We start from the raw sequence: 4,408 nt of genomic DNA, 5'->3' as shown, positions 1-4,408 counted from the left end.
ATATATAATATCATAATATATATAATTTTAATTTTATTTTCAAATAAAGAAAAACAAATGAAAGCGCTTGCATTTTCTTTATATAATAAGTTAAACTAATATTATAAATGGAATGTTACTGACCTGATCAGGCATGACCTAAGTATAAATGGAGAGGTTATTTCTTACATTATACTTAGGTTTTATTTTAATAATAGGTATTATAGTTATTTAGTTAATATAGGGAAAATGTGTTGGTGTTTAAAATTTATAAAAAAGGAGGTTATAAAATATTAGAGGTTGGTAATTTTCTATTTTATTAGCTTTTAAATATTGTAAATGATTATATTGATAATAAATGTATAATCAAACGAAACGGGATAGAAGGGACAAAATATGAAATTAAAAAAATTTAAGCTAATAAGTATAATTGTATTACTTTTTATGAGTATGACATTTAGTGGTTCATTAGCAATTAGTAAAGTTAATGCTGCTCAAATAATTAATTTAGCTAGAACAGAGGGAGTAGTTGCAACAAGTGATTGTTCTGATGGTAATTTAACAGCTGATAAAGCTATTGATGGTGATACTGTTGAACGCACTTCAAGATGGTCAAGTAAGAATATTTGGGCAACCGATGATCCTCTTGAAAATGAGCATAATGCTTGTCATGAACATTGGCTTCAGGTTGCCTTTTCAAATGAAGTAAAAATATATAGTGTTAAAATATATTGGGAGCTTCTTAATGCAGAAATATATAGTATTGAATCTTCATTAGATGGTATAAATTGGTCATCAATAAGAGAATTTAATCATACCCCTGAAAGTGCTGTTCAAAACATTGATTTTGATCAAGTTGTTACACTTAAATATCTTCGACTTCGTACTGAGAAAATGGATAGTACAGATTCTGTTAATCCGATTCATCCTTATTACCAAAATGTTTCTTTGTATGAAATTGAGGTTTATGGAGAAGCTCCTGCTTCACAAGTAATTAATTTATCATTATCAAAAGGGGTAATTGCAACAAGTGATTGTTATACTAGTACTTATGCACCAGAATTAGCAATAGATGGAGATGAAAGTTTCAAATCTAAATGGTCAAGTGAAAATATTTGGGATAGTGATGATCCAAGCGAATATAATCATACATCAGCACATGATCATTGGTTAAAACTAGAATTTCCAGAAGAAGTAACTGCTCATTCTGTTGTTATTAAATGGGAAAAACCTAACCCTGAAGTATATAAATTAGAATATTCTAATGATGGAATTAATTGGAAGACAATTAAAAAATTCACAGAAATACCAGGACCACTTCCAGAAGGAGTTGATATTCTTAATGCAACGGAAATACCAGTAAGACAAGAAATTATTTTTGACAATGAATTAACATTTAAATTTATTAGAATAAGTACAGAAAAAATCAATAAGGATGGAAATATAAATATTTATTTTCCATACCATCAAAATGTTGTTATAAGTGAATTTGAAGTTTTTGGTAATGACCCAGATTATGAAATTAATTCAATAGCCACACAAATTGAGGCTCCAGTAGTTATTAAAAATAATGATGGAACTAGAAAATTATCTAGTCCAAAAGTACCTGAAGGTTATCAAATTGAATTTATTGGTGCTGATTATGAACAAATTATTGGTGATGACGGTACAGTATATCCAACAATTGAAGATAAGATAGTTAAGGTTGGATATAAAGTTATAAAAGGGAAACGCAGTGTTGAAAGTCCTTCTCTTGAAGTTATTGTTCCTGCTGCAGTTAATGTATTTACGGATAACCCTAATCCAAAGCCAGCAGTTATTCCTGAGCTATCAGAATGGCGGGGGAGCGAGGGAAAATTTAAAACTAATAATAATTCAAAAATTATTGTAGGTACTGAAGAGTTAATGCCAGTAGCTTCTGAATTTAGTCAAGACTATGAAGATTTAACAGGAAATAGAATGGAAATCATATTCGGAAAATATTCTGATGTAACAAATGGTGATTTTTATTTAGATATTTCAAATAAAGATAGTGGTTTAGGAGAAGAAGGGTACTTATGTCAAATAAATGATTCTATAAAATTAACAGGTCAAGATTCTATTGGAATATATTGGGGAACAAGAAGTATTTTACAAATTATTAAACAAAATGGAACCGAAATTTCTAAAGGTGAAATACGTGATTATCCAAAATATAAAGTTCGTGGATTTGGTATTGATGTAGGCAGACAAACAGTATCTTTGGATATGTTAAAAGAGTATGCAAAAACTATGTCTTGGTATAAAATGAATGATCTTCATATTCATTTAAATGATAATGAGATACTAGGTTATTCAGGGAAAGTTGATTCTGTAGAAAATGCTTTAACAGCGTACTCAGGATTTAGACTAGAATCATCAATAACTAATGAAAATGGTTTAGCATTAACAAATGAAGATATGTATTATACAAAAGATGATTTTAGAGATTTTATTTTAAATTCTAGAAAAATTGGTGTAAATATTGTTCCTGAAATAGATAGTCCAGCTCATTCTTTGGCATTTACGAAACTTTTTCCTGAATATGCTTTTACAACGGATCCATCACATGTAGATCAAATTGATTTAAGTATTCCTGGAGCTGTAGATTTAATGAAGCAGGTATATAATGAATATATAACAGGTGATAACCCTGTATTTGATGATGATACTACGGTTCATATTGGTATGGATGAATATTTTGGTAATGGAGATATTTATCGACAATATGGTAATACATTAATTGATTTATTAGGCAGTCGTAAAGTGAGAATGTGGGGAAGTTTATCTAATATTAAAGGTGCAACTAAAGTAAAATCTGAAAATGTTGAAATGAATATTTGGCATACTATGTGGGCAAATCCTAAAGATATGTATGATTTAGGCTATGGATTAATTAATTCTCAAAATGGTTCGTTATATATTATTCCAGGTGGTGGATGGGATTATCTTGATACAGAAAAAATATATAATGAATGGGTACCTAATATTTTTGTTGATTCACAAAATGATAATAAAAAATATGATATTCCTGCTTATTCAAAACAAATGTTGGGTGGTTCTTATACAATGTGGCATGATTTAACAGGTAATATTGATTATGGTCTAACCGAGTATGATGATTTTGTAAGATTTTTAGAACCACTATCAGTAATTAGTGAAAAATTATGGGCAGAGGGTAATGATAAATCATTTAATGACTTAACTGAATTAACAAAAATAGTTAATTTATCACCTAGTAGTAATCCTTATAATAAAGTAGAGTCAAATACCTCTACAGTACTTCATTATGATTTTGAAGAGGCTAGCTGTATGGATACTTCAGGAAATAAATATAATGCTATAAATAATAATGCAAGTATAGTTGATGGTAAAAGAGGAAGTGCTTTTAATCTTTCAAATAATAAAACTGTAATTATGCCATTAAATAAGATTGGTCCAGATTATACTGTTTCATTTTGGATAAAACGTAACGAAAACTCAAGTGATAATGAGCAAGTCTTATTTGAAACATCTGTTCCATATGGTAGAGAAGATTCAAAAGAAAAATTTCATACTTATCAATTTAAAGCTGTACAAAATAAAACAGGTAAAGTAGGAATTTCAAGAGAATATTTTGATTATTCATTTGATTATTCACTTCCAAAAGGTGAATGGGTATATCTAACTGTTGAAGGTAAGCTGGATATCACAAATTTATATGTTAATGGAAAATTGGTTTCTTCATTAGGTTCAAGTGAAACTTGGTCACCATATGCTACAACACCTTTTCCATTAGGACAAATTGGTTCTAAAGAAAAAGGATTTGAGGGAATGATAGATAAATTAACTGTTACAGATGGTGCATTACCTTTTGCTTCTGATAGAACAGAGCTTAATCAAAAGGTATTGGAAGCTAAAAATATACAATCTAATATTTATACAAAAGATAGCTATAAAAGACTTCGAGATGCGATTAAAATTGCAGAAGAATTACTAAATTCAAATGAAGTTGATATATTAATAAATGATGTTAATATTCAGATAAATAATTTGACTGATACAATTAAATCATTAGAATTAAATGCAGAAGGATTAGAAAATTATCGTAATAATATTGTATTGGAAAATTCTGATTTATATACTTTAGAAAGTTACGAGTATTATCTTGAAGCATATAATAATTTAATGGAATTAGAAATTGGAAATACTAGTGAAAAAGTATTTAATCAATATAAAGAAGTCTTTGAATCTGCAGAAAAAAATCTTATCATAAAAGTTAATAAAACAGCATTATCAGTTGCAATTGATATGGCTAAAGAAGTAACTCAAAAACAATTAGATAAATTAGTACCAGCAGTAGCTGATGAATTCAAAGCAGCATTAGAAAATGCAAAGGCTGTATATGATAATACTAGTGCTACACAAGTTG

The 4,408-nt window shown here is 28.4% G+C and carries 1 protein-coding gene; it reads left to right on the top strand.

The window, feature by feature from the left end; genetic code table 11:
- Positions 1-375: 375 nt before the first annotated feature.
- Positions 376-4,408 (top strand): discoidin domain-containing protein (locus ACLR9T_RS13395; RefSeq protein WP_413110010.1); only part of this gene is annotated, 4,033 nt, incomplete at its 3' end.

Origin of the sequence: Thomasclavelia sp. (genome assembly GCF_047249845.1) — a bacterium.
Taxonomy (GTDB): domain Bacteria; phylum Bacillota_I; class Bacilli_A; order Erysipelotrichales; family Coprobacillaceae; genus Thomasclavelia.
Note: the sequence above shows the minus strand (reverse complement) of the source record. Positions and strands in the feature narration are given on the sequence as shown.